This is a genomic window from Marinobacter sp. MMG032 (genome assembly GCF_040112695.1).
Lineage (GTDB): Bacteria > Pseudomonadota > Gammaproteobacteria > Pseudomonadales > Oleiphilaceae > Marinobacter > Marinobacter salsuginis.
This window is the reverse complement of the sequence record NZ_CP157802.1, coordinates 2,501-26,851: the sequence shown is the minus strand read 5'-3', so window position 1 is coordinate 26,851 and position 24,351 is coordinate 2,501. Positions and strand designations below refer to the sequence as shown.

Here is a 24,351-nt window from a genome sequence, read left to right as displayed (position 1 = left end):
TAGGATTATTCGTTCTGGTTCAATCGGAGAGCGGCTTGCGGCCACGGAAGGCGTGCGTCAGGGTAAATCCGTCAACATAGCCCAGCTCGCCACCCACCGGAATGCCATGGGCCAGCCGGGTAATAAGGATCCGCTGGCCATCAAGACGATCCGCTATGTAGTGGGCGGTAGCCTCGCCTTCCACGGTCGGGTTGGTCGCCAGGATCAGTTCCGTAACACCTTCGTCGCGGATCCTTTTCAGCAGGCGTTCGATGCCGATTTCTTCAGGCCCCACGCCATCGATGGGCGACAGGTGTCCCATCAGGACGAAATAACCACCCCGGTAATCACCCGCCTGCTCAATGGCCAGCAAATCCGAGGGACTTTCCACCACACAAAGGGTCCCGGTGCGGCGCTGAGGATTTTCACAGATGCCGCAGATTTCGGTGTCCGCAAAGTTCTGACAGCTTTCGCAGCGACGTACTCCGTTCATGGCCTGGCCCAGTGCCTCTGAAAGCCGGGTACCGCCCGAGCGGCCACGCTCGAGCAAATGGAAAGCCATGCGCTGGGCAGTTTTCTGACCAACACCGGGCAGGCAACGAAGGGATTCTACAAGCTCATCAACCAGCGGGCTGAACGCCATGAAAGGTCCTCAAACGACGGCAGAGTAAAATTCAGAACGGCATTTTGAAGCCGGGTGGCAGGCCCATGCCCGACATCATACCGGACATCTTCTCCTTCTGGTTTTCCTCAACGCGGCGAACGGCATCGTTCACCGCAGCGGCGAGAAGGTCTTCCAGGATGTCCTTTTCCTCAGACATCAGAGATGAATCGATGTCCACTTTACGAACATCGTGGCGGCCATTCATGGTAACCTTGACCAGACCGGCGCCGGCTTCGCCAGTCACCTCTGCCTTGGCAATTTCCTCCTGGGCCTTCTGCATCTCTTCCTGCATTTTCTGGGCTTTTTTCATCATATCGCCCATATTGTTCATCATAACTTATCTCCTGCTTGTCTCGGCCGGCCGGATACTCTCTTCAACTACCCGCGCCTCGAATCGTTCAACAATAGACTTTACGACCGGATCCTGGCGAATGGACGCCTCCGCCGCTTCCTGGCGGGCCTTCCGCTGGCGTTCTTCATAAGCCGCAGGCGTATGGGGGCCGGGATTACCGTGCTCGGTACGTAACTGAATGGAGTCGCCAAAGCGGTTTCTCAAGGCAGCCAGAATCTTTTCCTCGTGCCGGCTGTTAAGCAGCCGGGCGTGGCCCTCGTCGATTGTCAGGGTAATCACATCCCCATCCCGCGACATGGCGCCGTTACTGGCGAGATTACCGGGCATACCAACAATGCCCAGACTCCGGAAATCCCGGTGCCACACAAATTCGCCCTCCGGCACAGGCTCTTGCTCAACTGCTGGTTCTATCGCTGGTTCGGGCGCTGGCTCCGGCTCCACAAACGCGGGCTCCGGAGCCGGCGCGGGCTGATCAACCGGCTCGTCGGCGACGTCAGGTGCCGGCTCTTCCATAACCGGCGCGTCATCGCTTAGAGGGTAGTTTTCTTCATACTCTCCAGCCGCCTCGGCCTGGGCATCAAGGCTGGCCAGCCAGGAGGCATCCTCCTCCGAAACAGGCGGAGCGACCGGCATTTCGGGCTCGGGCTCAGGTGTGGGTTCCGGTTCCGGCTCTGGCTGTACGGGGGTTTGGCTGGCCTCTCGAACCGGCTCCTCAGCCACTTCCGTCGACGCCTCAGACTGTGGCTGCTGCGTTTCAGGCTGTTCTGATTCTGCTTCTGGTCTCGGCGCCGGGTCGGGCTCATCCCGTGGCTCGGAGGCGACAGACTGACCACCAGAACTTATAGCGGGCGGCTCTCGCCGATCAGCACCAGGCCTGAAGGCAAGCATGCGGAGCAGAGTCATTTCGAAACCCATACGTGCATCCGGCGTAATGGTCAGGTCTTTCCGGCCGATCAGTGCAGACTGGTAGAAAAGCTGGGCGTCCTCGGCACTGAGCTTGCGAGCCAGGGCCTGGACTTGCTCGGCATCACCCAGCGCGTTATCGGCACTGCCCGGAACCACCTGCTCCATGGTGACCCGGTGGAAGAGCGACAGCAGATCGGCAAGAATCACACTGTAATCCGGCGCAAAATCGGAAATCCGGCTGATTTCCGACAGCAATGCCGGGCCGTCGCCCTCAACGAGTGCATCAACGATGCGCTCAATATCCCGCTGATCAATGGTGCCCAGCATGTTGCTGACATCACTGGCCGACAGCTTCTGGTTACCGAAAGCGATTGCCTGGTCGGTCAAGCTCAGGGCATCACGCATACTGCCATCGGCAGCCCGGGCCAGCAGCCACAGGGCCGGCTCCTCAAATGGAATATCCTCGGCACCCAGCACATGGCGGAGGTGGCCAGCGATATGCTCTGGCGTCATTCGCTTGAGGTTGAATTGCAGGCACCGGGACAACACCGTAACCGGCAGCTTCTGGGGATCCGTCGTCGCCAGCAGGAACTTGACGTGTTCCGGTGGCTCTTCAAGCGTCTTCAGGAAGGCATTGAAGGACTGATTCGTCAGCATGTGCACCTCGTCAATGAGGTACACCTTGTAGCGACCGCGAGTGGGTGCGTACTGGACATTATCGGTCAGTTCCCGCATATCATCCACGCCGGTGCGAGACGCCGCGTCAATCTCTATCAGATCCACAAACCGGCCTTCCTGGATTTCCTGGCAACTGGAGCATTCACCGCAGGGATTGGGCGTGACGCCGGTTTCGCAGTTCAGGCAGCGGGCGAGAAGCCGACCAATGGTGGTCTTGCCTACCCCACGGGTACCCGTGAACAGATAGGCGTGATGAAGACGCTGGCTTTCCAGGGCGTGGATCAACGCCTGGAGCACGTGTTCCTGGCCCACCATATCCTCGAAGGTGCGTGGGCGCCATTTACGGGCAAGTACCTGGTAGCTCATGTTCCGCCAACTGCAGTGAAAAACGGGTTTAACCTTAGCACGGACGAGGTTTCAGAAGAAGCAAACTCGGTCTCGGAAACGGGCACGCCAGGTCCGGACATAAGTTCACGGCAATCAAGGATAATCAGAAAGATAAAAACGAGAGAGGGAGAGAAAACTGGGGGTGACTCCACCAGCGACACCCCGGCACACAATTCCACCGCTGCGGCTGCTCCCTTCCGGGCCTGACCGGGTTCACGGTTTCATGTTGCGGGGGCACCAATGGAGCCACCATAACGGCGTTTCAGAACAATTCCCTGAAAGCGGCGCGCATATTAGCAAAAGGGTTTGCACACTACAATGACAAATCGGCGCGCCCGTCCGTATCGGCATTAGAGGGGCAAGGGCACTTCGTCCTGGCGGAACCAGCAAGCCAGACTGTAACGAGTGCGGTTTGCAGGTAACACCTCGTGCGGTATTTCCTCGCTCATGAACAAAGCCATGCGCCCGGCCTCGGGCAATACGGTTCCGCAAACTTCCTGATCGTTGTCGCGATTGAACACCTGGAGAGCTCCGCCATCGGCTGCTTGCCAATCTTCGTTGAGATACAACACCAGACTGACAACGCGAGACGCCCTGCCCCGGAAGCTGTCCAGGTGCCGCTTGTAGAAATCACCGGGGTGATAGGTCGCATAATGGGTTTCAAATCGCTTCAACCCGAGAAACAGCCTCTGGTTCAACCCCTGGCGAATCGTCTCGAAAAATTCAAACAACGCAGCCTGAGGTGCTGTGACCCCCTGCAACCATGCAATCTTGTCGCGTCGAACCGAGCGGTCACGCATCAGATCATTGCCACGGCCAATACCGGCTTTTTTCATGGCATCAGTACGATCAAGAATCTGCACTTCCTGCTTCAGCGCGGCCAACAGGTTTTCACCCAGCCGTGAGCGGGCATCAAGTGACATCCAACCATGCTCACTCAACCCCGAAGCCAGCTCGTCCAGCCATTCCTCGGACAACAGCTCCCGGTGATCCGGCGCAAGGTCGGTTGACTGAACATCACTGCCTGCTACTGCATCGCAGACGCTACTCAAGGGGGTGTTCAGGGGGATCGTTGATTGGGACTATTACCGGCGTTTCCATCGTCGGGCCTCGTGCATAATTTGAGCGTATTTTAGGCGCAATTCTCGCCGGAGCGGCAGTTTTAATTTACTCTCTGTGTAGGCAAATACACTTAACCGGTTTCACTCAGCAGATTCCCATTAGCAGATAATCATGTCAGAAAGCAGTAACAGGCCACCGCTCTCACTATCGCCGGGCCAGTGGTCCTTCACGCGCTGGAAAACGATCGGGCAACTGGAAGCCCTCGAGGTACATCACCCTCTGTTTCAGGCAACTCTGTTTCTCCAGGGAGCCCACCTGGCTAGCTTCAAGCCCCAGGATGAGTCCGATTGGCTGTGGATGAGCCCAACCGCCCGCTACGAACCAGGCCGCGCCATCCGGGGTGGCATTCCGGTCTGCTGGCCCTGGTTCGGGGATCCTGCCCGCAATGCGCCGGAAGTCCGAAAGCGGATCCATACTGACAAACCCCACGGCTTTGCCCGCACCGCCCTGTGGAAACTGGAAGACGTCAGGGAAAACGCCCACGAAGTAGAGATCAGCCTGTCCCTGGATGCCAACGAGGACTTCAGTGATGTCTGGATTGGCCACGCACTCGCCCTGCTCACGTTCAGCTTTTCCATCCGGGGCTGCCAGCTGGCACTGACCACCACAAACCTGGGTAACGATCCCCTCGCGTTTACCCAGGCACTCCATACTTATTTGCCAACGAGTGACATAACCCGCACACGAGTACTGGGGCTCGGAAACAGCCAGTACATCGACACCCTGGATAACTGGGAATACCGCAACCAGGAAGGGCCGGTGTATTTCGAAGGGGAAACTGACCGGATTTATGAGAGCGGCGAGACCCTCACCGTTGTAACACCCCGAACCGGCCGTAAACTTTCTGCTGTGGGCAGCGACTCAACTGTGGTCTGGAACCCGGGGCCTGCGAAAGCGGCAAGCTTGTCGGATTTCCCCAATACCGCCTGGCAGTCCATGCTGTGCGTCGAAACCGCCAATGCCGCCAGCGACTATCGGGTGCTAAATAAAGGACAAAGCCACACATTAGGCGTATTCATCGGAAGGAAATCATGAGCCTGGCATCATTTCTGAAAACCCGACTGGTTCCCGCGGAGCTGGACGAACATATCAACCGCATCCGCAAACCCATCGGCAGCCTGGGCTACGATCCCTGGGGCTTTAACAACGAAGCCATCAAATACGGGCTTTCGATTACCAAACAGATTTACGAAAAATACTTCCGGGTGCAGGCGCACGGCGTCGAGAACATTCCCGCCGAGGGTCCGGTGCTGATTATTGCCAATCACAGCGGGCAATTACCCATTGATGGCTTGCTGATCGGTTACGCCCTCGCCTCCCGGGAAAAAGATGCCCGCATTCCAAGAGCCATGATTGAGCGCTTCTTCCCGACTGTACCCTGGTTGGGAAACCTGCTTAATGAAGTGGGCGCAGTGCTTGGAGACCCGGTCAACTGCGCCAAGATGCTCGCCAACGACGAAGCGGTCATCGTGTTCCCGGAGGGCGTGCGCGGCTCCGGAAAACTTTACCAGGACCGCTACAAGCTCAAGCGTTTCGGCAATGGCTTCATGCACCTCGCCATGAAATACAAAGCCCCAATCGTGCCCGTGGGTGTGGTTGGTTGTGAGGAAACCATCCCGGCCATCGCCAACATCAAGCCCCTGGCAAAGGCTCTGGGCATCCCTTACGCCCCGGTCGCCATGCCCGTGGTGCTACCGGCAAAGGTACACCTGAATTTCGGAGCCCCGATGTACTTTGACGATCTGGAAATCCCTGAAGAACAGGTCACCGAGCGCGTGGAGAAGGTGAAAGCGGAAATCAGCCGGTTGATCGACAAGGGACTGAGCGAAAGGAAAAGGCTTTTCTGATGACCGAACAACGCAGACCGCACATTCTGATTACCGGTGCCGCCGGCGCCCTTGCCCAACAGGTTATTGAGCAACTCCGCGACACCTGCGACCTGGTCGCCGTGGATTTTCGGGAACAGGTCTACCTGGGCAACGACATTCCCAGCTACTGTATCGATTTCAACAAAAGGGTTTTCGAGGATCTGTTCCGGCGATACCAGTTTGATGGCGTGATCCACATGGGCCGGATCATGTCCAGCCAGCTCACCCGTATGCGCCGGTACAACGCCAACGTGCTGGGCACCCAGAAACTCCTGGACCTGAGCCACAAGTACGGCATCAAACGGGTGGTGGTGCTCTCAACCTTCCACGTATACGGCGCCGTGGCCTACAACCCGGCACTCATTGATGAATCTGCCCCGTTGAAAAGTGCGGGGCTCAGTGCCGACCTGATCGACTCGGTTGAGCTGGAAAACCTCGCCAACATCTACCTGTGGCGCTACCCGGAACTGAACATCACCATCCTGCGGCCCTGCAACATCGTGGGCCCCGGCGTGCGTAATACCATTAGCACGCTGCTGGCCAGTGAACGGGCACCGGTGTTGGCGGGCTTTTCCCCCATGATGCAATTCATCCATATTGATGACATGGCCGATGCGATTGTACTGGCGTATAAAAAACCGACACGTGGCGTGTACAACGTTGCACCGCAGGACTGGGTAGCGTACCAGCACGCGTTGAAGCTCTGCGGCTGCAAACGGATTCCTGTACCCTCAGTTCCGCCGATGGTGCCGAAGATGATCCTCGGCACGCTTAAGCTCAAGAGTTTTCCGTCCTACCTGATGGCATTCTTCAAGTATCCGGTGGTAATAGACGGGCGGGCGTTTGTGAAGGAGTTCGGGTTTGAGCCCAAGCGGCCGCTGAAGGAGATTTTCCGGTTTTATCGGGAGAATAAGAGGCCGGTTTAGGTAAAGGCTGACTACATAAGTTACGCTGGATCTCAAACAAGACTATTCTTTGACAAGGACTTCTTTCTTTGGGGTGCTAAGGCATGTTCAGCAACATGGACGTACTCAGCTATTCACTGGCGTCGATTACGTTCGGGCTCTTGGCGGTACTGGTTGCAACGAGATACCTCCGGCGCGGCGTCGATCGGGCGCTGGCACTTGCGGCCACAGTCACTGCAATCTGGGCAGGGTCACTCGTCAGCCAAAGCCTTTGGGGCTACCCCGGCTTCAATATCCGCTACCTTATCGAATTGGTCCGTGACGCAGCGTGGATTTACCTGCTGTTTGCACTTCTGAAAGACGGTCTAGGAGAAAAAAAGCTTACAGGCAAAGTGAAACAGGTGCTGGGGGCAAGCGCCGCGACCCTGCTCGTTGTTCTTCTGGGGATAGGCCTTGCGGAACATTTTGCCGAGGTAAGCGTAGCTACCGGCAAAGTCAAACTCCTGGGCCAAATCGGACTCACGCTTCTGGGGCTGTCACTGGTTGAGCAAATCTGGCGCAACTCTCCCAGTTTCGGCCGATCGAGCATCAAGTATATTTGCATTGGCGTTGCCACCATCTTTGCCTTTGACTTTTTCATGTATGCCGACGCCCTGCTTTTTGGTCATGTTGCCGATTCATTCTGGAACGCCCGTGGCTTTGTAAACGCTCTACTCACCCCCCTGTTCGCCGTCAACGTCATCAACACCCGAAAGCAACCGGTCGACTTCCAACTGTCCCGGTCAGCGGTGTTTCACGCCGGCACACTCGTCTTCGCCGGCGGCTATCTCCTGTTCCTGGCTCTCGGCGGCTATTATGTCCGAGTGGTTGGAGGCGATTGGGGCGATGCCCTCCAGGTTCTGTTTTTTACAATCTCACTGGTGTTCCTAGTTACACTTCTGCTTTCCCGGCGGATACGTTCCAAGCTGATGGTTCTGATCAGCCAGAATTTCTTTGACTACAAATACGATTACCGGGAAGAGTGGCTAAAAATGACTCGGGAACTGGCGGACCTCAGTGACGATCCACCCCTGCCCGAACGGGTAATCCGCATGCTGGCGGGCCTGGTTGAAAGCAATGCCGGCGCAATCTGGTTGATTAGCGAACAGGACGCCTACATCCTCAAGGCAGCCGTCAACCTCTCGACCCCCAGATACACCATGATCGATAGCGATTCAGAGCTGGTGCGCTTTTTCAAGGATCGCGAGTGGATTGTAGACCTGCACGAATATAAGGCGGACCCCGTCAGCTACAACCTGCTCGAAATACCAGACGCAATCGCCAAAACACCCGACGGCTGGCTGATCATTCCGCTCTATCTGGGCAACGAACTCTACGGCATGGCACTGGTTGGCAACCCATACGCCAGGGTGGAATTAAACTGGGAGAATTTCGACCTGATCAAAGTAGTCGCCCGCCAAACTACCAACCTTCTGGCCCAGGCGGATGCACAGAATCGCCTGTCCCGTGCCATGCAGTTTGAGGCGGTCAGCAAAGCCTCGGCGTTTATGGTCCACGACCTTAAAACAGTTATCGCCCAACTATCTTTGCTCGTAAAAAATGCCCCGAAACACCGGAACAACCCAGCGTTTATAGACGACATGATAAACACCACTGAACATGCCGTCCTGTAGTTGCCCCCGCTAAACCGGACACCACCTCATTCGTTTGATGCCAGTTCCGCCCGGTACTCCCAGGGCGATTTCATTTTCAGCCCCTTGTGCGGGTGGCTGCGGTTATAGTCTTCGACCCATTCCGGCAACCTGGCCATCACCGTGGCGGCATCAGGGAGATCGTTCAAGTACACATAGTCGCGCTTAAACGTCTTCACGAAGGCCTCAGCCATGCCGTTGCTCTGAGGGCTTCTCACCGGTGTGGTACACACGACAAAGCCCAGAGAGGACGCGAAGGCTCGCGTTTCTTTGGCAATGTAGCAACTGCCATTGTCCGTCAGCCATTCCAGCGGATGAGGCACTCGCTCTGACTGGCCGAACCGGTATTCCAAGCTTTCCAGCAGCAGGTCTTGAACCATCTCACCGGTGATGCCACCAGTAGTCGCTACATAGCGCATCAGCTCGCGATCACAGCAGTCCAGGCTGAAGGCTACGCGGACAACCTCCTTGTTCCAGCAGCGGATCTCAAAGCCATCTGAGCACCAACGAAGGTCCGGCTTCAACGTAATAACCTGGCCATTGTGGCAGCGCTCTTGAGGTCGCCCTGTATACCGGGGTAACAGCAGCCCATCCTGCTTCATCAGTCGGTACACGCGCTTGTGGTTTACTCGCTCATCGTTGGCTGCGAGCAACCGATTCAGTCGAGCCGTGATCCTTCGATAGCCATTGGCAGCACGGGCCTCGCACAGCTCACGGATAAACGGCAAATGCCGGTCATCGTCTTGTTTGCTGTATCTCGGGCTTCGGCCTTTCTGGCGACCATGAAGGCGATCCAGAAGATTGGAGCGCGATACCTTCAGCACTTCCGCAACCCGCTTCAGAGGGTATCGTCCGGTGGCAGCAACGGCATGCGCGAGATCAACTTTTTTGACTGAGCCACCTCCAGGGCTTCCCGGAGTATTTCAGCTTCCATCGTCTTGCGGCCCAACATCCGCTCCAGCTCCCGAACCTTCTTTTTCAGGGCTTTGACCTCGGATGCGCTTACAACCTCATCACCGGATTCAATCGCGGACATGCCACCGTCTTTCATCAGCTTCTTCCAACGGAACAACAGACTTGCTGATATACCATGACGCCGGGCTACAAGCGATACCGACATGCCTGGCTGCTCACACTCTGCAACCATGAATGCTTTCTCCTGCGCGGAATACCGGCGACGGCGCTGCACTCCGGTTATGACTTCGATTCTCTCCACCTTGGACACTCCTTTGCACTAGGTCTATGCCTAGGCCTTTGCTTCTACCAAGGTGTCCGGTTTAATTGGGGGCTACTACACGTCCGCAAGATGTCGAATCTGGTCGACCACATACGCAAACCGGCCATCGAAAACGACAGTGAACAGATACCCATCAACCTGACGCAACTGGTTCAGGAGCTGATCGCCCATAATCAACACCGGCTACCTGCACCGACTCTTGAGGGCACACCCCCACAAGTAATGATCAGAGCGGACTCTGAGCAGCTACGCAATGTTCTAGGTCATCTCATCCAGAATGCGCAGGATGCAACGCCACCAGACGGCGAAATTGCCCTGAATTTGAAAATAGCAAAAGGCAACGTTGTGCTGTTCATTCAGGATACAGGTAGTGGCATGACAGAAGAATTCATCAAAGGTCAGCTTTTCAAACCGTTTGAGAGTACCAAGGGGCTGACTGGCATGGGCATCGGAGCTTATCAGGCCAGAGAATACATCCAGAAAATAGGCGGCAACATCGATGTGACCAGCGAGCCGGGACTCGGGTCCTGCTTTTCAGTTCGGATTCCTCTGGCCGAACCGAAGTTAACGCCCCTGCCCGGGAAACCGTCCCGGCCAATTTCTGACGCAGAGAAACGGAAAGAGAGTGCCAATTAGTTGGCGGTCAGTATTGCCGCCAAAAACCGGCATTGCAAAGTGTCAATGTTCAGTTAAGAATCACCAATAAGGAAACTTCAGAAAAAAGGATTTGGTGCTGTTGTGACTAGAAAACTCTTGATCGTAGAGGATGATCCAGGCCTGCAGAGCCAGATGCGCTGGTGTTTCAGTGAAGATCTCGAAGTAACCGTGTCTTCGGAGCGTGAGTCAGCCCTGGCGGCGTTGCGAAGAGAAGAACCAGATGTGGTCACTCTGGATCTTGGGCTCCCGCCCGACCCAGGTGGAGCCACAGAAGGCTTCAAGCTCCTTGAAGAAATCCTCCGCCTTTCCCCGATGACCAAGGTGGTAGTGGTAACCGGGCGCGAGGACAAAGAGAATGCAGTGAAAGCCGTCGGCATGGGCGCTTCCGACTTTTATCAGAAACCCCTGGACGCAGACATCCTGACGTTCGTAGTAAACCGGGCTTTTCGTTTGGCCGAGCTCGAGCGGGAAAACCGGGAACTTGCCCGCAGGGGCAATAACGCCAACATCAAAGGTATTGTCGCCGCCAGCCCCCAAATGCTGGCCATATGCCGCACTCTCGAGAAAGTGGCGCCCACCGATGTAACAACCCTGATAACCGGGGAAACCGGAACCGGGAAAGAACTTCTCGCCCGGGCGATTCATGACCTGAGTCCGCGTGCAGACAAACCATTTGCTGCAATCAACTGCGCGGCGATTCCAGAAAACCTACTGGAAAGCGAGCTGTTTGGTTTCGAGAAGGGATCTTTCACCGGAGCCACCCAGGCCAAGAAAGGCAAAATCGAAAGTGCCAATGGCGGCACCCTGTTTCTCGACGAAATTGGCGACATGCCCATGGCGCTGCAAGCCAAACTACTGCGTTTTCTTCAGGAACGCGTGGTAGACCGGGTGGGATCGATCAATCCGATCCCCGTGGACGTACGGGTCGTTTGCGCCACACACAGGGACGTGCGCCAACTGATCGACAGCGGCGAGTTCCGCGAAGACCTGTATTACCGAATTAGTGAGATCACCCTCGACGTTCCAGCCGTGCGGGAACGTGAGGGGGATGCCTTGGTAATTGCCCAATCGTTATTGAAATCCCTTGGCAAAAACATGGACAGGCCTAACCTGGCGTTCAGCGAGGATGCCATTAACGCCATCAATAACTATCCCTGGCCCGGCAACGTGCGAGAAATGATTAACAAGATAAAACGAGCCACCATCATGGCGGATGGCAAGCGAGTTACGGCCGATGACCTCGAGCTCAACTGCGAGGAACCCGCCGCTCCGAGCCACATAAACCTTCGCCAGGCCCGGGAGCGGGCAGAACGCCAGGCCATAAATCAGGCTTTACACACGACGGGCTTCAACATGGCCCAGGCTGCACGGCTTCTCGGCATCACGCGACCAACGCTCTACAACCTTACGGATAAATACCAGATCGACACGTCGGCTGAAACATCCAACGCATGAAGGTGCCCTACGGACACGAGGTTTGCTCGAACAAGTTCAAGGAGTAAAAAAATAATGAAATCATGGAACCAGACATCAAAATCCCTGCCGCGCCTGCTGTTGTTGAGTGCGCTTGCGCTGCCGCTCCCATTCCTCGTTACAGGCTGCAATAACAAACCGGATTCCTCGGAAGCTACCTCCCATATTACCCGGGCAGAAACCTATGCCGACCAGGGGCAGTACCGTTCAGCGCTGCTGGAAGTTCGCAACGCCATCCAGACAGATCCGAACAACGTTGCACACATCGAACGATTGGCTGAACTGTATCTTGATATCGGGGCCTACGAACAGGCCTCTGAACTCTTGCAACCCTGGCTGGAAGAGCATGCTGACTCGGTTGCTCTCACCCTTGCAAGAGCCTACGTCAATCAAGGTAAGCAGTTGTCTGCAACAGAAACCCTCGCAACTTACACGCCGCGCTCGCCTGAAGAACAACTGGAAGCATCATTGATACGTGCAGAGGCCCTCAGGCTGTCCGGAGACGTTCCAGAGGCGCTGGCCCTCTTCAGAAGCCTCTCTGAGAGCAACAGCTCAAACGTGAAGGCCATTACCGGCCTAGCCCGAAGCCATCTCGATATGAACCAGACAGGCCAGGCGATTGAAGCGGTTGAGCAGTGGGTAGCTGCCAATGGACAACATCCTGCCCCACTGTACTGGAAAGGGGTCGCGCAATATCGCGAAAATCGACTGGAAGTCGCTTCAGAAACCCTGACAGATGCCGTGGCCGTGATACCGTCCACAGACGTATTCCTGCCGATCCGGCGGAATATTCTAACCTCCTTGTCCCGTGTGCTGACCGAGCAAGGAAAAATCACCGAGGCACAGGTTTACAACAGAATACTCGCGGAAAACCTGGATACAGGCGCGCAGGAACAGGGCGATGCGGTAATCGCTGCAATCAAGGATGGCAACATTGAGGAAGCAAAAGCCACACTGAGAGACATGCTCAAGCTTGACCCGGATAACGAGCAAGTGGCTCTTATGCTGGGCGCCCTGACTGCAGGAACAGGCGATCTGGAGGAAGGTACCCGCCTGCTGACAGAAAACCTTGATCCGGAAACAACACCCACCCAGTTTATCCGCGCGGCCACCATGGCGCAGATCGACACGGGCGACCGGGAGCAGGCACTTCGGGATCTGGACCGGGCAATCAAAGCAAGGCCAAACGACAATGACTTGTTAGCAATGCACGGCATTCTCGCCCTGAGCCTCCCTGAGCATGAGGAAGCAGGCGTGGCGAGCCTCAGCAAGGCGATCAGTAACCAACCGGAACGGGTTCGCCTGCGACTCGCCCTTGCCCAGCACCATATCCGAAAAAACCAGCCCGAACAGGCGTTAGGGCAGTTGCGAATGGCGTTTACCGCGAACCCCGCAGAGTGGAACACCACCGGCACCTACCTCAACCTGCTGATTCAGCAAGGTGAAACTAAAGAGGCCGAAGAAATCCGGGATTCCCTGTTAAATGGCTACGGTGATCAACCAAGGGCGGTGCTTCTGGCCAGCATGGCCGATGCCAGGATGGGTAACCCCGCTGAAGCGACCCAACGCCTAGAAACCCTGGTGAGCGAAGACCCGCAATTGCAGGCCCCCAAAATCGCCCTTGCCATGCTCTATACGCAAAACGGTGAAAACGACAAGGCCATTACACAGCTATTGAATGCTGCCAGGATCACACCAGACGCTATCCAGCCCCTCCAGCAAGCCGGCCAGATCTACGCTCAGAACCACTCCCTCGCAGAACTGGAACAATGGCTGGTCGGAATCGGTGAGGAAAACCCGGAACTTGCCCAGAATGCGGACACCCTCGCTGCACTTGTCAACATCCGCGAAGGCGATCTCCAGTCAGCTCGCTCCCTGCTTGAGGGTTGGCAGAACAGCGAGTCTGTGACTGTCCGCAGAGCAACCGCGCAGCTCCTTCAGGCAGAGGCTCAGGCCGCATTGCGCTCCGGGGATTATGCAACCGCCCGGGCCAAAGCTGCCGAGGCCATTGCATTGGAGCCGGAGAACCTCGGATACGCATTAATGCCAGCCGGCATTGCACAAAGAGAAGAGAAATACGAGGAAGCTCTCACGGCATTGGACGCCTTAGAGGAGACGTTTGGCAATCAGCCAGCTATTGTTCTTTCTAGGGCCTCTGTATTAAGTGACACCCAAGGAACAACCGCTGCCCATAACTACCTGCGCGAACAATGGGAAACCTCCGGTAATACCCGCCTTATACCGCCATTGATCAAACTGGCCAGCATGGAAAATCCCGAGTCCATCAACGGGCTAACCAAAGATTGGCTCGAGGCTGAGCCAGACAGTGTGGCAGCGCATATGGCCAGAGCCGACTGGCTGATGGCCAACAATCAGGAGATTGTAGCCGCCACCCACTATGAACAAGTTCTGGCGCAGCAGCCCAACAATGTTGCGGCACTCAACAACCTCGCCTGGTTGTTGAGAGAGGATGACACAACCCGAGCTCTAGAGTACGCCAGCCAAGCTCGCGAGCTTGCACCCAATAACGCCGCTGTGCTAGACACCTATGGGTGGATTCTTCACCTGCAAGGTAATCACCAAGACGCCCTCGCCGTGATAGAAAAGGCACTGTCCCTTGCACCGGATAACGCAGACATCCAGTCGCATCTGGAAACGGTCAAAGGGGCAATGTAAAAGACTCTCACATTGCAACGAGATCCTGGAAATCACAAAGGCCGGAACGAGCAGTCGTTCCGGCCTTTGTGATTCTGTTGTCGGAATTTTTTACACCCTGCATGTGCAGAATTATTTTTTCTTTGCTTTATCAAAACCTTACATCGTTGGCATAGATCTCGCTTGAACACATCACAGGATCGGGTATGCATTCCCCGGTCGGGAGCCAAACCATTCGCGAGAATGGGACGGAAAGCCAAGGATCTCGAGAAAAATAAGAGACAGCCTGGTTGCAAAGCAAAATACGGATTTTAGCTAAACAACCGGAGAACACCGATGAAATTAAAACATCTTGCTAGTGCGATTATAATGGGCAGCATCTCCTGCGGAGCTGCAGCGACCGCAATTCAGGGAAATTCACTCCAGTCACAACTTGACGCACTGAGTGATGGGAACTTTTACGACGTTAATAATGCTCAACACACCCCGGATGAGCAATGGGAAATAAATGCGTCAAATGGTTCAGTTGCTCGCCTGTTGTTTGAGTCAGCAGACTTCGAAAACATCGCAAGTTTTGGCATTTACGATATTGCGGACACAAGTAACAGACTTCGTATATTCGAGGCCTCAGCTTACGTGCCATTCGTCGGCCCCGTGGGTGGAAGCTGCGGTACGGCGGAAGCTTCATGTCCTCCTTTTTCCAATAACTTTGAAGTCGTAGTTAACGATACGCCTGGCGAGTTCAATGATGGATTGTATCAGTTCAGCGGTGGTCTCTTGGGTGAGTCAGCAACCTTCAGTAGTAACAGATTTGGTTTCTACCTTGACTCCGGCGACGGCACCTTCTTCTCGGAGGTTTCCAAGAACAGCGACGGGACTGATCACATGGTAGCGTACCGAGGTGACGGAAGCCTTGGGTTTGATATTAATGGAGGCACTGACTACTCCCCGCTGGGAACCGGCGAATACATAATGGCATTTGAGGACTTAAACGCCAACAATCCAGATTATGACGGCGATTTCGACGATTTTGTATTTCTTATGGAGTCTGTAACTGCCGTACCTGAGCCTGGTACTTTGGCCCTTCTCGGCCTCGGCCTTGCCGGCCTCGGTGCAGCCCGTCGTCGTCAGAAAGCCTGATTTCGACAGGTCGCGAAAAAGCCAGCTTCGGCTGGCTTTTTTCGTGCTTTGATTTGTCTTTTACCGGAATAGCAATCACGTTATTCTTCCAAAGACCAAGTAGTCCGGCGGAAAAATGATGTTAAGGAAGACATTCGACAACCTCCCCTATTCCCTACCCTTTCTGGTTGTTTCGGCTGTTGCCGTCGTACTTTTCTTTCCAACCTGGTTCAGGCTCGCCACCGTTTGGCTTGAGTTCGAGCAGGTGCTGGCTCATGGCCTTGCCACCGCCGTCATTTTCTTGGGCCTGCTAGTGATTCATCCGCCCAGGCCCGCCAGCAGCACGAGCGGCGTAATCCAAAAACCATACCTCCTGCTCGGTGGCATCGCGCTCATCGGAGTTACTCTCGTGTGGCTCCTGCTCGAGCTGGTCCGCATTGACACCCTCGCCTATCTGGTTCTGCCGGCAGGCGTAATGGCCGTTGCATGGACGCTGCTGGGCTTTCATAGGGCGCTCAGCTTTCTGCCTTATGTTGCCCTTCTTTCACTCTCACTGCCTTTCTGGGCAGACCTGGTTCCGCCGCTGGTATCGCTTGCCAGCGCTGTTGTAGGCAGCTGGGTTCGATTGTTCGGGATGACAGCACTGATTGAGGGAAACAGCATAACCCTGCCCTACGGCCGACTCCTGATTGCCGATGGCTGTTCCGGCATTCGTTATTTTGCCATTTCCATCCTTCTGGCCATGATGACCTCCATTCTCAATGATTACCGCTGGAAAGGCTGGTTAATCACCGTCGTCGTCGCCATGCTGATCGGCCTGGTCGCGAACTGGGTACGCATCACAATTCTGGTTTTTGTCGCCTATGAGACCAACATGCAGAGCGACCTGCTCACCGACCACGAAACCATGGGCTGGATCGTTTTCGGGGCTTTCATTCTGCCGGCTCTGTATTTCTCACCCGTTCGCAAGAGAAGCAAGGCCAACCAGCAGCCCACAGCTATCAGGCTAAACATTGCCAAAGCTGGCATTCCGGCACTCATCATTGCCATGCTACTCGGCCCCGTGGCACTTACACTTGCACAAACAAGCGCCGGACAACAGCCCGCCTGGACTCTGGAACTCGATGGCTTTCAGGCACGTGGAGAGAGCAATGACCTGCCCTTGCCAATCAGCCTGCCTTCATATCTCGACCAGAAAATCCTCAAAGCCGGCAATACCTCGGTTTCTCTCGCGCAAAGTCAGAAAACCACAGCAGATGATAAGCTGGTACCTTACCTGCCAACCATGTTCGACAACTCCACTTGGCAGATTGAGGAGCGAGTTGCTCCAGGCGTCTCGCTTTACCTCAACATCCTCACCCGCGATCGTGTTTTGATGGCTCAGTGGTATCAGGTAGGAAGCAGAAGTAGCCTGAATTACCGAAAGGCCAAACTACTCCAGATTCCCGCCACGCTCAGCGGCGAGAACCGCTTCGCGCTCGTGACCATCCAGGTGCCCTGTAGCGACAGGGACTGCAGCGACGAGTTATCCCGACTCGAGCGCATCAAAACGATGGTAGAAACGCAGCTGTAAACCACGGGATACACAGATCAAACTACTCGTCGAATTTCTTTACACACCCCTCACCCGCCGACAAAAAAAGACATTAAAAACAGTAGCTTAAATATTGGCACCGATCCTGCTTAATCAAACGTAGGCTGTATTAACGCATTCGTTTAATTTGGGAAGTACCAATATGATGTATAAACGGTTAGCCACTCTCCTCTCGACCGCGCTTTTTAGTTTCTCCGTGAGCGCAGGCGTTATTTTCCAGGACAACTTTGAGTCAGAATTGGCCGATGGCGTATCGCAAACCAATTACGCAGGTTTTACCAACTGGACCGTAACCGACGGTACCGTTGATTTGATTGCCACCCCGAATGACTGGAACCTTACCTGTGCCGGCGGAGCTGGTAAGTGCGTGGACCTCGATGGCTCAAACAGAAACGCGGGCACTCTCCAGAGCATCGCTTTGACCCTTGATCCGGGCACCTACACCCTGAGCTTCGACATCTCTGGCAACCAGAGGAACAGTGCGGCTGATTCCGTGGAAGTTTCTCTGGACGGTTTCCTCACCGAAACCTTTCTTGTGTCAGCCAATGACCCCTGGCAGACCATCGTCCGGGACATTACGCTCACCAGCCAGACCACCAGCAATCTAATCTTCAAACACGATGGTGGTGACAACATCGGCATCTTGCTGGACAACGTATCCCTCGTGCCTGAACCAGGTACGCTGGCACTGTTTGGCCTAGGTATCTTGAGCCTTGTGGCCGTTCGCCGCAAAAAGCTTTCCTGAGCTCCAAGCCAAGCCTGCAGAAAGCCAGCCACCGGGCTGGCTTTTCTATGTTCCAGACATCATTCACTATGTGAACAATAACCCGATATACTCTGGCCTCAAGACTCAAACCTTATCGGGTCCAACCCCATGGAAATTATGAGAGCACCGGTTCGCATTCTCCACATCACCTTCAACATGGGCTTCGGCGGCACCGAACAAGTCATCCGGCAACTGGTCACCAACCTCGATAAAAATCGGTTTCACAACGAAATTGCCTGTATTGATGGGGAAGTTGGCGCTATTGGCCAGGCACTCGAAACCGAACACGGCATAAAGCTCCACTCGCGGCAAAGAGCCCCCGGCTTTGATCTAAAAACCATTCTCTGGCTCAGGCATCTGATCAAGTCCGGCAAATTCGATATTGTTCATTGCCACCAATACTCACCTTACGCCTATGGTTGGTTTGCCCACTGGGGCACTGGCGCAAAGGTGGTTTTCACAGAGCATGGGCGCTTCCATCCGGACCAATACCGCAAAAAAGCAAGGTTCATTAACCCCATCATCGCCCGCACCTCCCACAAGCTTGTTGCCATTTCCTCCGCGACTCGCGACGCCCTGGTTGAATACGAATACCTTCCCAGAGACAGAATCACCGTCATCTACAACGGCATTGCCCCGCTGGAAGTTAGTGAGAAAGCACGCGCTGCATTGAAAGAAGAACTCGGGATAAAACAAGACGAAACTGTGATCGGCACCGTTGCCCGACTGGACGCGGTGAAAAACCAGGCACTGATGCTAAAGGCAACGCGAGCTCTGCTCGACAGAGGCATAAAGGTGCGGCTTCTCCTGGTCGGCGATGGCCCGGAATGGGAAAATCTGGAAAACCTTGCCGCTGAATTAAACCTTGGGGAGTCAGTTATTTTTACAGGCTTCCAATCAAAGCCGGCCGATTACCTGGGCCTGATGGACCTGTTCCTACTGCCCTCTTTTACCGAAGGCACGTCCATGACGCTTCTGGAAGCCATGAGCCTGGGAATTCCGACAGTCGCCACTGGTGCTGGCGGAACACCCGAAATCGTCGACGATGGCGAAACAGGAAAACTGGTTGAGAGCGACGATCTTCCCGCATTTACCCGGGCGATACAGGAATTACTGCAAGACCCGAACGCACTCTCCAAAATGTCGAAACAAGCCAAGACGCACTTTACAGAACGATTTTCCGCAGAACATATGGTGCAGCAGTACGAACGCTGCTACGAGTGATTTTTAATGCCGAACACTGGAAGCTAGCACTACTCTGGCACCAATCGATTACCGGACCCTTTGTAACTCCCGCCATCGCGGGTGCCAATGGGCGCATCCACCGTATTATTGATGGCACTGGCCCCGCTGGTATCAAACCGGAATTCAATAGAGCGATTCAGATTTCCCCGAGTAAACACCTCATTCCCGTCTACGATAGTGCCTGGCGAACTCCACACAATAATTGCCCCATCAGACCCCCGTCGCCTTTGACTGCTGTATAGTCCTTCGTCATAGTAAATGCGATTGTTTCGAATGACACCGCCGGAGTGATCTTTCGGCCGATCCAGCAACCCGAACGCGATAGCTCGATCGACATTTACAAACGTGTTGTTTTCCAAGATGGTATCGCGCGCACCATTCCACATTAAAACAACGGGCGCCCAAAGATGATCCGCATGATCCGGCGCATGAAAGTTTTCAAAGTGATTGTTCCGGATAACCCAGTTGGCACCGGCATGGACATCCACACCATTGGTGTATCCAGTGCCGCCACCCCGGTCGATCATTGGTGGCCCTTCGGTATATGCGAAAACCGAATTTTCGACAAGGCCTCCGTCAACGCCATCACCAAAATCAGATGGGTTGGCTTTGATTAACTGCTTGCCGGTATCCAGTATGCGGATATTCTGGAAGGTTGGTGATTCGGCTCCTGGGTTTAACACAATACCGTGTTGAAAGAAGTCGCGAATTGTGAGGTTCTGTACCGTGAGGCCGGAAGCATTTGTCCAGATACCGTACGGGGCTCCATTATAATCGATGTTGTTCATACCGGCACCCTGCAAAATCACATCAGAGCAATCATTACCACTGCCACGGAGGGTGATATTGTTTTTGCGCACCTGAAGCGTCGCCTGAAGGCGGTACTCCCCCGGCGCCAATAGAATAACACTGCCGGAGCTTGCAAACTGCACAGCGCGCTCCAGGTCATTCACGCGATCAACAACTGATTCCGGGCCTGACGGCTGGTCGGGTAGCGGTGAAGAGGAACACCCAACAATCCCTGCGCCAGTTACCGACGACACCAAGTGCAGACAGAGGAAAAACATCCAACACCATATCGCTTTGTTGACCATGATAAGGCCCTGCCTGTGCTAAGCTCTCAATACAGATGCCATTCATTCTTTGAGATTGGTTCGCCCACCACATGAGCACCACCAGCCGCGTATTGAAAAGCTCTATTTTTCGGGTCTCTTCCGTTTTGTGTGGAACATTAGCTTGCAACCATTCTCTGTAATGGCGTCTGGAACGGGTTTGCTGGCAGATGCTTGAGCTTGCCGGCAATCAGAAAGCAGATGGCAATGAAGTGGCTCGCCGTGCCGTAGCCGCGCGCACGGGCCTTGGCCGCCTGGATCAGGCTGTTCATGGCTTCGACATAACCATTGCTCAAGCCGCTTTCAAAGCCCTGTAGGACTCCGGCCCAGTGTCGCTTGAGGGTGGCAGCTAGTTGTTTCATCGGTTCCAACCGACAGCGTCTGGCCCAGGAGTGCCATCGCTTCAGTAACCCTTCCGCTTGTTCACGACCAGGCTTGGCCTGGAAGATGTCACGCAAGGCCTCTTTGATGCGCCAGGCACGAGCGGTCTTCAGGTTGGAGCGGGTCAGGTCGTAGACGGCCTCATCCTGCTTTTTGCTCCAGCGGGCCATGTCCGTGAGCCAGGCCCATTTGGTTCGCTTCAGGCGGGCGTCGTGGCGTACTTCAGACTTGCGCACGGCATCCACAGCCTGATTTGCCAGCTGAATGATATGGAACCGGTCAAAGGTGATTTCGGCGTTGGGCAGGTGCTGCCCCAGGCCGCTGATGTAGGCTTTAGACATATCGATGCTGGCGTGCCGGATCTGATCAGCCTTGCCCTGATGGCTTGCAAGATCCTCAGAGAATCCTTTCAGAGTCTGGGCGTCACGACCGGGCGTTGCAAAGATGAGTCGGCGCTCGGCCAGGTCATGCACCAGCGTGATGTAGTGATGGCCACGCCGACAGGCGGTCTCATCGACCCCGATGGTGGTCACGGTGCTGTAGTCTTCACGAGCTTGTGCCTGGGTGACATGGTGGTCCAGTACCCGCCAAAGGGCCCTGTCATCAGTCCTCAGCTGCCTTGCCGTGGTCGATACCGGCATGGCCTTGGCCAACGTGAGCGCAAAGGCTTCGAATAGCAGGGTGAAACGGCTGCCCGGGCGAGCCCAGGGTACTTCCACCTGAGTGGTCTTCTTGCAGCCGCCGCAGCGCACCCGGGGCACCTCGGCATGGACATAGGCGGCAAACTGGAAGAAGTCCAAATGCCGCCAAGTTCGCGGTTTCCGGTCGTGAATAGGCTGATCAGCTCGCCCACAACCAGGACACGGTAATTGCTTCGCCTCACAGGAGACCCGGAAATCGATACGCTGGGCCTTTGGGTCAAAATCGATGTCATCGACAGCCCATGGTGACGTCAGACCCAAGGCTTGTGTGAACAAGAGTTCCGGATTCATAGAGATGTTCGCTGGAGGTCAGAAGATATCAGGGAGTATGGCTCAAAAAGGCGTTAGCTGGCGACCGATTCCACACGAAATGGAAGAGAGCCTATTTTTCTGCTCGGAATCGCGAAGGCGCAGCGTTCACTCGGTATCGTCAAAACTCTGATACTTACGCGATTACTTAAAACGGACCATTTCGGCGTCGTCGCGTTGGTCACCATTACCCAACAGCTGTTTGAGCTCTTGGAGGAAAACTGCAAACATCAGGATATGGTAAAGAAAGATAACATTGAAGGCGCCGACCTAAAGACTCCATTCAGCATGCACATAGCCATCAAAACAGGTATGGCCATCATCGTGGTTGTCAGGACATGGTTAAAGGAAGCCTACCAGGAAACACCGAAAATGCGCGCTGCCGCGTGGGTTGCCCCGCTTAACATTTCAATTCGGGCCCTGTAAAATTTCGAGGAATGGAGAGCCCAACGATAAGTCTCTATCCATCAGGATTATTTTCCTAAAAACGGCCCTAAATCCCGTCAGGTACATTATAAACGGAACTTTCTGAGTTATCTGCAATGAGTATCGGATCGACAGTAACAATTTCGCTTGCACTTATAATATTATTTGTCCTTTCTTGGACCTTGTTAGTTCGAAAAATAAAACCTGTCGATAAATGGTTTCTTGATGTTGATGTACCAGCCCATCTCGAAGATTTGGATGAATCAATTAAAACCATCGGGAAAAACCAATCTATAGACGTTTCACAATATGAGAGCATATTTCGCTATTTTATAGAAGGCATCGACTCATACTCAAGCAAATATCATTCTCGAGTGGTCTACCCAGGAATCTCTGGCACAAGGGGATCAGTCGTCGAAGGTCTGGAAGGTTTTGCGAGGTCTTCTGTCCTAGTTTGCTCATGGCTAAGCTCCGGGCGAACAGACCGAGTCCAGTTGACTAGTGGCAAAACATTTAGCATTAAAGAACATTTTCTGTCCGGTTTAATATCCGGCACTGATCCTAACTCAGAGGAGTTTTGGGGTCACATTTCAGATTTCGACCAAAGGATCGCAGAAGGAGCCGACATAGCTCTGGGAATCTGGATGATAAAGAATACGATAACGACTGAGATCGATAGTAGTAAATTAAAGTCCATTTTGGAATGGTTAAATGAGGTGAACGGAAAAAAAATCTATGACGGAAATTGGGTTTTGTTCAGAATAATCATAAATATGGTACTTATTGATTTCAGATTCCTTGAGTCAAACAGTCAAATAGCAGTTGACTATTCGCTATTTAAGTCATTCTATGTTGGAAATGGGTGGTTTACAGATGGTCCTGGGGGCCCAGTTGATTATTATAACGTTTGGCAAATGCAATATATGCTATTCTGGATATCTGAAATAAACCCTGATTTCGATACTGACTTTCTAATGAATGTATTCTCCGAATTTTCTTCGACATACAAGTATTTCATCAGCCCAGAAGGAATCCCTATTTTCGGAAGGAGTTGTTGCTATCGACTTGCAGCGCCAGTACCTCTGATCGCAATAGCTAAAAAAAACCCGAAGGATTGGGGCCAACTAGCGCGCCGGGCAACAGACGTAACTTGGGCGCATTTTATCTCACGCGGCGCATTAAAAAATGGTACAGTAACACAAGGCTACTGGGAACAGGATGAGGATCTCTTAGAAAATTATAGCGGTAGAGCAAGCCCTCTTTGGTCTTTAAGGTCCCTTGTCCTGGCATTTTACCTCCCAGAGGAACACTCTTTCTGGTCTGAGACTGCAGGGTCACTCCCCATCGAAAAAGAGTCGTATCAAATCAAAATTCCAGGCCCCAAACTTACGATACGAGGATCCCAGAACACCAAAGAAGTAATAGTAGAGCGCAAAAGCCCAAATCCCCTCAGCAAATTCAGCAACGCGACAACATTCAAGAGAATGTCTACTGCCCGGAGATTGCTTCAGTATGTGCTAAAAAGGCCACTACGACACTCAAACCTTCAGGTGAAATATGGAAGGAGATCCTACTCCTCGAAAAACTTGTTTATCCATTAAAGCGCGGAATTCTAGATCCGCGACAGAACTATATTTTTCTAATAATTTGCCTTCCAGTTCGAAAGGCTAAGGCTCAATATTTTTTCTAGCTTTTCGACGTCTTGTTCTATCATAGCAACAACTTTTGGATCAACTTTTATCTCGGAACTCTTTTGTTTACTTCTCTGGATTAGAGCTCGCTTCATGAAACCAAATAATTTCATATTTTTCATCCAGTTTATTTGCCGAGAAAACCCCTTTCTAAGAAGAAAATTCTGAAGCTTTATCAGACCAAACCCATCTTGCAAAGTCGCGTTTATGGAGGTGTTACGTACGCTGTAAAGGGCATCTGGGTCATACTCACCGTCGATACCAATAAACTCACAGACATCCTTAAAAAACTGCCTAGGGTTTTCCTCTATTTTTTCGTAAAAATCAATATGAACGTTCGATTTCGGAAAAAGAGAAAACAGATGCCCTATCTGCTCTGAATAAAGACTCTGCTTGATAATCCATGGATCTTTTTCCACTGCTGCGTTGAAGT

18 protein-coding genes, 1 other RNA gene, 2 pseudogenes and 1 riboswitch (1 of these 22 running past the window's edge) are annotated in these 24,351 nt (G+C 53.8%); of the genes and pseudogenes, 12 read left to right on the top strand and 9 right to left on the bottom strand.

The window, feature by feature from the left end:
* Positions 1-19: 19 nt before the first annotated feature.
* From recR to ABNF92_RS00090, 5 genes are all read right to left on the bottom strand, one after another.
* The gene (gene recR / locus ABNF92_RS00110; RefSeq protein WP_349343084.1) at positions 20-622 is read right to left on the bottom strand and encodes a recombination mediator RecR; all 603 of its coding nucleotides are present in this window, start codon (positions 620-622) and stop codon (positions 20-22) included.
* Positions 623-653: 31 nt separating this feature from the next.
* Positions 654-977: a YbaB/EbfC family nucleoid-associated protein gene (locus ABNF92_RS00105; RefSeq protein ID WP_053115401.1), complete on the bottom strand. Its 324-nt coding sequence runs from the start codon at positions 975-977 to the stop codon at positions 654-656.
* Between the two features lie 3 nt (positions 978-980).
* Entirely contained in the window at positions 981-2,945 is a 1,965-nt protein-coding gene (gene dnaX / locus ABNF92_RS00100; RefSeq protein ID WP_349343083.1) for a DNA polymerase III subunit gamma/tau, read from the bottom strand.
* Between the two features lie 167 nt (positions 2,946-3,112).
* An RNA gene (ffs, locus tag ABNF92_RS00095) (signal recognition particle sRNA small type) lies at positions 3,113-3,209 on the bottom strand.
* A gap of 107 nt (positions 3,210-3,316) precedes the next feature.
* Positions 3,317-4,018, bottom strand: coding sequence for a 2OG-Fe(II) oxygenase (locus tag ABNF92_RS00090; protein ID WP_349343082.1), 702 nt, complete (start codon positions 4,016-4,018; stop codon positions 3,317-3,319).
* 181 nt (positions 4,019-4,199) lie between these two features.
* On the opposite strand from ABNF92_RS00090, the gene ABNF92_RS00085 reads away from it, so the two are divergent.
* The 4 genes and pseudogenes from ABNF92_RS00085 to prsK form a co-directional block, all read left to right on the top strand.
* Positions 4,200-5,123 carry a D-hexose-6-phosphate mutarotase gene (locus tag ABNF92_RS00085; protein WP_349343081.1) on the top strand — a complete coding sequence of 308 codons (924 nt, stop codon included), beginning with the start codon at positions 4,200-4,202 and terminating at the stop codon, positions 5,121-5,123.
* Positions 5,120-5,935 carry a lysophospholipid acyltransferase family protein gene (locus ABNF92_RS00080; RefSeq protein WP_349343080.1) on the top strand — a complete coding sequence of 272 codons (816 nt, stop codon included), beginning with the start codon at positions 5,120-5,122 and terminating at the stop codon, positions 5,933-5,935. Before ABNF92_RS00085 ends, ABNF92_RS00080 begins: the two co-directional genes overlap by 4 nt.
* Positions 5,935-6,882 carry an SDR family oxidoreductase gene (locus tag ABNF92_RS00075; RefSeq protein ID WP_349343079.1) on the top strand — a complete coding sequence of 316 codons (948 nt, stop codon included), beginning with the start codon at positions 5,935-5,937 and terminating at the stop codon, positions 6,880-6,882. Before ABNF92_RS00080 ends, ABNF92_RS00075 begins: the two co-directional genes overlap by 1 nt.
* Before the next feature lie 83 nt (positions 6,883-6,965).
* Positions 6,966-8,528 (top strand): annotated as a pseudogene (prsK, locus tag ABNF92_RS00070) (XrtA/PEP-CTERM system histidine kinase PrsK); the annotation flags it as partial.
* Between the two features lie 32 nt (positions 8,529-8,560).
* On the opposite strand, the gene ABNF92_RS00065 reads toward prsK, so the two are convergent.
* Positions 8,561-9,768 (bottom strand): IS3-like element ISMaq2 family transposase gene (locus tag ABNF92_RS00065; RefSeq protein ID WP_349342663.1). Its coding sequence is split into 2 segments (ribosomal slippage): positions 8,561-9,441 and positions 9,441-9,768, totalling 1,209 coding nucleotides; the frame shifts between segments, so codons are not numbered across the junction.
* A gap of 81 nt (positions 9,769-9,849) precedes the next feature.
* On the opposite strand from ABNF92_RS00065, the pseudogene ABNF92_RS00060 reads away from it, so the two are divergent.
* From ABNF92_RS00060 to ABNF92_RS00030, 7 genes and pseudogenes are all read left to right on the top strand, one after another.
* Positions 9,850-10,425 (top strand): annotated as a pseudogene (locus tag ABNF92_RS00060) (ATP-binding protein); the annotation flags it as partial.
* A gap of 102 nt (positions 10,426-10,527) precedes the next feature.
* Positions 10,528-11,901 (top strand): PEP-CTERM-box response regulator transcription factor, encoded by a 1,374-nt coding sequence (gene prsR, locus ABNF92_RS00055; protein WP_349343078.1) that lies wholly within the window; start codon positions 10,528-10,530, stop codon positions 11,899-11,901.
* A gap of 54 nt (positions 11,902-11,955) precedes the next feature.
* Positions 11,956-14,595, top strand: coding sequence for a tetratricopeptide repeat protein (locus tag ABNF92_RS00050; protein WP_349343077.1), 2,640 nt, complete (start codon positions 11,956-11,958; stop codon positions 14,593-14,595).
* 194 nt (positions 14,596-14,789) lie between these two features.
* Positions 14,790-14,872: riboswitch (cyclic di-GMP riboswitch) on the top strand.
* Between the two features lie 38 nt (positions 14,873-14,910).
* Complete coding sequence (locus ABNF92_RS00045) at positions 14,911-15,714, top strand: PEP-CTERM sorting domain-containing protein (protein ID WP_349343076.1); 804 nt, start codon at positions 14,911-14,913, stop codon at positions 15,712-15,714.
* Between the two features lie 115 nt (positions 15,715-15,829).
* The gene (locus tag ABNF92_RS00040) at positions 15,830-17,266 is read left to right on the top strand and encodes an exosortase/archaeosortase family protein (RefSeq protein WP_349343075.1); all 1,437 of its coding nucleotides are present in this window, start codon (positions 15,830-15,832) and stop codon (positions 17,264-17,266) included.
* Between the two features lie 217 nt (positions 17,267-17,483).
* Entirely contained in the window at positions 17,484-18,032 is a 549-nt protein-coding gene (locus ABNF92_RS00035) for a PEP-CTERM sorting domain-containing protein (protein ID WP_349343074.1), read from the top strand.
* 177 nt (positions 18,033-18,209) lie between these two features.
* Complete coding sequence (locus tag ABNF92_RS00030) at positions 18,210-19,277, top strand: glycosyltransferase (RefSeq protein ID WP_349343073.1); 1,068 nt, start codon at positions 18,210-18,212, stop codon at positions 19,275-19,277.
* 29 nt (positions 19,278-19,306) lie between these two features.
* On the opposite strand, the gene ABNF92_RS00025 is transcribed toward ABNF92_RS00030, so the two are convergent.
* Both ABNF92_RS00025 and ABNF92_RS00020 read right to left on the bottom strand, forming a co-directional pair.
* The gene (locus tag ABNF92_RS00025; RefSeq protein ID WP_349343072.1) at positions 19,307-20,392 is read right to left on the bottom strand and encodes a hypothetical protein; all 1,086 of its coding nucleotides are present in this window, start codon (positions 20,390-20,392) and stop codon (positions 19,307-19,309) included.
* A gap of 137 nt (positions 20,393-20,529) precedes the next feature.
* A complete protein-coding gene (locus ABNF92_RS00020; protein WP_349342348.1) occupies positions 20,530-21,783 on the bottom strand; it encodes an ISL3 family transposase in 1,254 nt (417 codons plus the stop codon).
* Between the two features lie 560 nt (positions 21,784-22,343).
* Between ABNF92_RS00020 and ABNF92_RS00015 the strand changes: the two genes are divergently transcribed.
* Positions 22,344-23,828, top strand: a complete 1,485-nt coding sequence (locus ABNF92_RS00015; protein WP_349343071.1) for a DUF2264 domain-containing protein — start codon at positions 22,344-22,346, stop codon at positions 23,826-23,828.
* A 38-nt stretch (positions 23,829-23,866) separates the two neighbouring features.
* On the opposite strand, the gene ABNF92_RS00010 is transcribed toward ABNF92_RS00015, so the two are convergent.
* Positions 23,867-24,351, bottom strand: partial view of a sulfotransferase gene (locus ABNF92_RS00010; RefSeq protein ID WP_349343070.1) — the 3' portion only. Its footprint extends 361 nt past the window's final position; the window shows 485 of its 846 coding nt (coding positions 362-846); the start codon falls outside the window, past its right edge — the gene reads right to left on this strand; the stop codon is at positions 23,867-23,869.